The sequence below is a fragment of the uncultured Gemmiger sp. genome (assembly GCA_944388105.1).
Classification (GTDB): Bacteria; Bacillota; Clostridia; order Oscillospirales; family Ruminococcaceae; genus Gemmiger.
This window is the reverse complement of sequence record CALXHN010000122.1, coordinates 1-5,677: the sequence shown is the minus strand read 5'-3', so window position 1 is coordinate 5,677 and position 5,677 is coordinate 1. Positions and strand designations below refer to the sequence as shown.

The following is a 5,677-nucleotide window of genomic DNA, read 5'->3' as shown; positions in this document are numbered from 1 at the left end:
TCAGCCCCGCACCCGGAACCCCCGCTCGTTTTCCTCCAGGGGAACGGTGCGGCAGGTCATGTTTTCGATCATGATCCACTTGCTGGTGGCGGTCAGGGTGGGCACCAGCTTGTCCAGCACGGCGGGGTCGCCCTGGGCTTCCAGCTCCACGCTGCCGTCCCAGTTGTTCACCACCCAGCCGGTGAGCCCCAGCAGCGAGGCCGCATACTGGGCCCGGTATCGGAACCCCACACCCTGCACACTGCCGGTGAACCGCCAGTGGCGGCGCTGGGGGGCGCTCATTCCTCGATGCCGGTGACCGTGTAATCCTTGGCCTGCACGGCGTCCCGCAGGGCGTCGTCGGCCACCGGAGCGGTCATGGTCACCACGGCGGTGCCGGCCTCATGGCTGACGGCGGCGCTCTCCACCCCGTCCAGGGCTTCCAGCGCCTTCTTGACGGTGGCTTCGCAGTGGGCACACATCATGCCCTCGATATGAATGGTCTTGGTCATAACAGCTTCTCCTTTCACAGGTTGGGGGTCTGCCGGGATGGCCGGACAGGCCACCGGGCAGGCTTTGGGTTCAGGCAATGCTTCCCGGGGCGGGGCCGCATGTTTGGGCGGGGCGTCGCGGGAGGCATCATGGGGATCAAAGGTATTCAGCCGCAGGGCGTTGGTCACCACGCATACGCTGGAAAGACTCATGGCCGCGGCGGCGATCATGGGATTGAGCAGGATGCCCAAGGGATAGAGCACCCCCGCCGCCAGCGGGATGCAGACGGCGTTGTAGAAGAAGGCCCAGAACAGGTTCTGGTGGATGTTGGTGACCACCTTGCGGGACAGCCGCACCGCGGCGGCCACGTCCGCCGGGTCGCTGCGCACCAGCACCACGTCGGCGGCATCCAGGGCCACATCCGCCCCGGCGCCGATGGCAATGCCGGTATCCGCCCGGGTCAGGGCGGGGGCGTCGTTGATGCCGTCCCCCACCATGGCCACCCGGCCGTCCTCCTGCAGGCGGCGGACTTCCGCCTCCTTGCCGGCGGGCAGTACCCCGGCCACCACGTCGGCGGTGTCCAGGCCCACCTGCTGGGCAATGTAGGCGGCGGTTTTGGCGTTATCCCCGGTGAGCAGCACCACATGCAGGCCCAGGGCCCGCAGTTCGGCAATGGCCTGCTTGCTGCTGGGCTTCACCGAATCCGCCACCCCGATGACCCCGGCGGCATGACCGTCCAGGGAGAAATACAGCGGCGTGGCCCCCTGTCCGGCCAGACGGCGGCCTGCTTCCAGCAGGTCGGCGGGCACATCCGCCTGACTGCAGATGAAGTCCTCGTTGCCGCCGGCCATGACCTTGCCGGCCATCTTGCCCACCAGGCCCTTGCCCGGTACGGCCTGCACGTCCTTGACCATAGAGGGCCGCACCCCGTTCTCTTTGGCGCAGGCCAGCACCGCCTTGGCCAGGGGATGTTCGCTCTGGCTTTCCAGGGCGGCGGCCATGCCCAGCAGGAACTTCTGGGGCACCTGACGGGTGCCCACCACCTCCACCACCGTGGGTTCGCCGGTGGTCACGGTGCCGGTCTTGTCCAGCACCACCGTGTCGGTGTAGCCGGTGGCTTCCAGGCTGGCGGCGGTCTTGAAGAGGATGCCGCTGCGGGCCCCCAGACCGGACCCCACCATGACGGCCACGGGGGTGGCCAGACCCAGGGCGCAGGGACAGCTGATGACCAGCACGCTGATGCCCCGGGCCAGGGCGAAGTCAAAGGGTTTGCCGATGAGCAGCCAGATGACCAGGGTCACCGCCGCAATGCCGATGACCGTGGGCACAAACACCCCGGCCACCTTGTCGGCGGTGCGGGCCAGGGGCGCCTTGGTGGAGGCGGCGTCCGCCACCAGCCGGATGACCTGGCTCAGGGTGGTGTCCTGCCCCACCCGGGTGGCCCGACAGGTCAGGGCGCCGTTCTGGTTGATGGTGGCGGCGCTCACCGGGCTGCCCTTTTCCTTGTCCACCGGCATGCTCTCGCCGGTGAGGGCGGCCTCGTTCACGCTGGACTGGCCTTCCAGCACCACACCGTCCACCGGGATGCTCTCCCCGGGACGGACCAGGAAGATGTCCCCCACCCGGACCTGTTCCACCGGGATGGTCAGCTCCCCTTCCTCCCGCAGGACGCAGGCGGTGGGCGGGGCCAGCTGCATCAGGCTTTTCAGGGCGCTGGTGGTCTTGCCCTTGGAGTAGGCTTCCAGCATCTTGCCCACCGTGATGAGGGTCAGGATCATGGAAGCGGATTCAAAATACAGGTCGTGGCGGAACTGCATGACCTGGTCCGGGTTGCCGGAGGCCAGCCCCGCCCCCATCATGATGATGGCAAAGACGCCGTAGACCAGCGCCGCCCCGGCGCCCATGGCCACCAGCGTGTCCATGCCGGGGGCCAGACTGCGCACCCCTTTCCAGCCGCTGATGAAGAAGGCCCGGTTGATCCAGCACACCGGCAGGGTCAGGGCCAGCTGCAGAACGCCGTACACCACCGCCCCGGCGCCGTCCCCTTCCAGAAAGGGCGGCAGGGGCAGGCCGATCATATGTCCCATGCTCAGGTACATCAGGGGCACCAGGAAACACAGGCTCAGAATCAGGCGGCGGCGCAGTTTCGGGGTCTCGGTATCTTCCAGGGCGTCGGCGTCCGCCTCCTCGGCCACCGAGGCGCCGTACCCGGCGGCCTCCACCGCCGCGATGACATCCTCGGGCACAGGGTCGCCCTCATATTCCACCTGCATGCTGTTGGTCAGCAGGCTCACCGCCACCCCGGACACCCCGGGCACGGCGGCCACAGCCTTTTCCACATGGGCGCTGCAGGCGGCGCAGCTCATGCCGGTCACTTCAAACCGCTGCATACGGTAACACTTCCTTTCCGTTGCGGTCGCATTCTTTCAAAACAGCCCTTCGGGCAGGAGGATGTCCTGCCGGGGCACCTTTTCCCAGGAAAAACCATCCGCCAGCTCGGCGGGGGTGCGGGGGTCGGGGGCCTTCTGCAGCCCGCAGACCCAGGCCAGCCGCCCGATGATCTCCTCAGGGGTATATTTCGCCTGGAGGTTTTCCAGGCTTTCGTCCCCGTCCCGCTTGGACAGCCGCCGCCCGTCCGGGGCCAGCAGCAGGGGCATGTGGAAAAATTCCGGGGCTGGCAGGCCCAGGGTGCGGTAGAGCCACAGCTGCCGGGGGGTGCTGGAGAGCAGGTCCTCTCCCCGCACCACCTGGGTGACGCCCATGAGGGCATCATCCACCACCACCGCCAGCTGGTAGGCGAACACCCCGTCCGCACGGCGCAGGTAGAAGTCCCCGCAGTCCCGGGCCAGGTTTTCCTGGTAATAGCCCAGATGGCCGTCGGTGAAGCCGATGGTTTCGTCAGGCACTTTCACCCGCCAGGCGGGCGGCCGGCGGCGGGATCTTTCCGCCACCTGTTCGGGGGTCAGGTTCCGGCAGGTACCGGCGTAGACCACCTGGCCGTCGCTGCGGTGGGGGGCGTCGGCGGCGTGGAGCTGGCTGCGGCTGCAGAAGCAGGGATAGACCAGCCCTTTTTTCCACAGAATCTCATAAAATTGTTGATAAATCCCGCTGCGCTCGCTCTGGTAGTAGGGACCGTGCGGGCCGCCCTTGTCCCCGCCCTCGTCGGCGGCAAGGCCCAGCCAGTCCAGATCCTGCTGCAAAAGTTCCGCGAACTTGCGGGGGCAGCGGGCCTGGTCCAGGTCCTCGATGCGCAGCACCACCCGGCCGCCCTGGCTCTTGGCGGAGAGCCATGCCAGCAGGCAGCAGCACAGGTTGCCCAGGTGCATCCGGCCGCTGGGGCTGGGTGCGTAGCGGCCTACGGTCATTCAGCGGCCTCCAGGGTGTACTGGCCGTCCCCCAGGCAGCGCAGATGGGTGCGGTAGAAGGCATCCACCGCCCGCACCATGGCGTCGGCGTCGGACACGGCGGCGGTCTCCACCGCGCTGTGCATGCCCAGCTGGGCCAGACCGATGTCCGCCATGGGCACCGGCAGGGTGTGGCTCTGCAGGTTGCCCAGGGTGGAGCCTCCGGGCAGGTCCGCCCGGTTGGCGAACTGCTGCACCTTTACGTCGGCCAGACGGCAGATCTCCTTGACCACCGCCCCGGACAGGGCGTTGGTGGTGTATTTCTGGCTGGCGTTCACCTTCAGCACCAGGCCGCCGCCCAGCCGCACCGGGTTGGCGGGGTCGGCCTTGTCCGCGAAGTTGGGGTGGGTGGCGTGGGCGTTGTCGGCGCTGAGCACAAAGCTGTTGGCCAGGGCCCGCTGCATGCCCTGGGCACTGTGGGGGATGGCGTCGTACACCCGGTCCAGCACGTCCCGCAAAAAGACGCTGGCCGCGCCCTGGCGGGTGCCGCTGCCCACTTCCTCATTATCAAACATGGCCCAGACGGGGGCGCAGGCGCTGTCGGTGTGGTCGGCAGCCGAGAGGAAGCCGAACAGGGTGGTGGCGGCACATTCCAGGTCGTCGATGCGGGGCGCCAGGAAGTACTCCCCATCCGGCCCGATGGTGGTGGGCACCTGCCGGGTATAGAGGGTCAGGTCAAAGTCCACCATCTCCTCCTCGGCCACGCCCAGAGCCTGGGCCAGCAGGGCGGTCAGGGGGCGGCAGCCCTCGGGGCCGTACAGCGGCTGCATGTCCACCTGGGGGTTATACTTGTGGCCGTCGTTGAGGGCCCGGTCCATGTGGATGGCCAGGGAGGGAATCACCACCAGGTCCCGGTCCAGATCCACCAGACGGGATTCCAGGCCGTCCTCGGTGCGCACCAGCACCCGGCCCGCGATGGACAGGGGGCGGTCCAGCCAGGTGGCCATGTTCATGCCGCCGTAGCCTTCCACGTTCAGGCGGGTGCAGCCCGCCGAGGTGACCGAGGTGTTCTTGATGCGCCAGGTGGGGGAATCGCTGTGGCTGGCGGTGATGCGCCAGCCGCCGATGGCGTGGTCGGGCACCCGCCAGGCGATGAGGGAGGAGTTGTTGCGGGTGGTATAGTAGCCGCGGCCCGGTTCCAGGTTCCAGTAATCCGCCTCTTCCAGGCGGGTGAAGCCGGCGGCGTCCAGCAGGGACGCGGCGTGGGCCACGGCGTGGAACGGGGTGACCCCCGCGTGGAGAAACTCAAACAGTTGTTGCAGCAGCATGGTATGTTTCCTTCTTTAAGTATAGGTTTGCCCGGCCCGGTGAGGGTTGGGCATGCTTTTATTGTACCGCAGCCCCGGGCTTGCGGCAACAGAATTTTGGTGGTATTCTTAATTCTACCCTGATTTGCCCAAAAGGCAAGTACGCACTTAAAAGATACCGCTATCCAAAAGGAGAGTAAAGCTTATGAGACCGGGACCGGGATGCAACTGCCGTTATGCGGACGTGGGATGCGACAAGATGGAACAGGTGATGGAACAGATCAGCGGCAAATGGAAGCTGCGGATCCTGTTCATGGTGGGAGCCCACGGCACCCTGCGGTACGGGGAGCTGCGCAGCCTGCTGGGCAGCGTGACCCACAAGATGCTGAGCAACCAGCTGAAAGAGCTGGCGGCGGACGGGCTGATCTCCCGCCGCGATTACGGGGAGGTACCGCCCCGGGTGGAGTACAGCCTGACCGAGCACGGACAGGCCCTGATGCCGATTTTTGATGATATTCAGGCGTATATCAAGAGGTTTGGGGATTGTGTGTGCGG

5 protein-coding genes are annotated in these 5,677 nt (G+C 66.8%); 1 reads left to right on the top strand and 4 read right to left on the bottom strand.

The annotated features are described in order from the left end of the window. From Q0K17_RS10280 to Q0K17_RS10265, 4 genes are read right to left on the bottom strand one after another with little or no spacing between them, the layout of a single operon-like run. Positions 1–282: an acylphosphatase gene (locus tag Q0K17_RS10280; protein WP_294542790.1), complete on the bottom strand. Its 282-nt coding sequence runs from the start codon at positions 280–282 to the stop codon at positions 1–3. Next, positions 279–2,861: a heavy metal translocating P-type ATPase gene (locus Q0K17_RS10275; RefSeq protein ID WP_294542789.1), complete on the bottom strand. Its 2,583-nt coding sequence runs from the start codon at positions 2,859–2,861 to the stop codon at positions 279–281. The genes Q0K17_RS10280 and Q0K17_RS10275 overlap by 4 nt, the downstream gene beginning before the upstream one ends. Before the next feature lie 36 nt (positions 2,862–2,897). After that, the gene (gluQRS, locus tag Q0K17_RS10270) at positions 2,898–3,836 is read right to left on the bottom strand and encodes a tRNA glutamyl-Q(34) synthetase GluQRS (protein ID WP_294542788.1); all 939 of its coding nucleotides are present in this window, start codon (positions 3,834–3,836) and stop codon (positions 2,898–2,900) included. Further along, entirely contained in the window at positions 3,833–5,143 is a 1,311-nt protein-coding gene (locus Q0K17_RS10265) for a M18 family aminopeptidase (protein ID WP_294542786.1), read from the bottom strand. Before Q0K17_RS10265 ends, gluQRS begins: the two co-directional genes overlap by 4 nt. Positions 5,144–5,327: 184 nt before the next feature. On the opposite strand from Q0K17_RS10265, the gene Q0K17_RS10260 reads away from it, so the two are divergent. Further along, a partial coding sequence (locus Q0K17_RS10260) for a winged helix-turn-helix transcriptional regulator (RefSeq protein WP_366776924.1) occupies positions 5,328–5,677 on the top strand: 350 nt, incomplete at its 3' end.

Excerpts from the sequence above, each read along its gene's own strand:
- Q0K17_RS10280 (WP_294542790.1), bottom strand. The coding sequence starts at position 282 with ATGAGCGCCCCCCAGCGCCGCCACTGGCGGTTCACCGGCAGTGTGCAG.
- gluQRS (WP_294542788.1), bottom strand. The coding sequence starts at position 3,836 with ATGACCGTAGGCCGCTACGCACCCAGCCCCAGCGGCCGGATGCACCTG.
- Q0K17_RS10275 (WP_294542789.1), bottom strand. The coding sequence starts at position 2,861 with ATGCAGCGGTTTGAAGTGACCGGCATGAGCTGCGCCGCCTGCAGCGCC.
- Q0K17_RS10265 (WP_294542786.1), bottom strand. The coding sequence starts at position 5,143 with ATGCTGCTGCAACAACTGTTTGAGTTTCTCCACGCGGGGGTCACCCCG.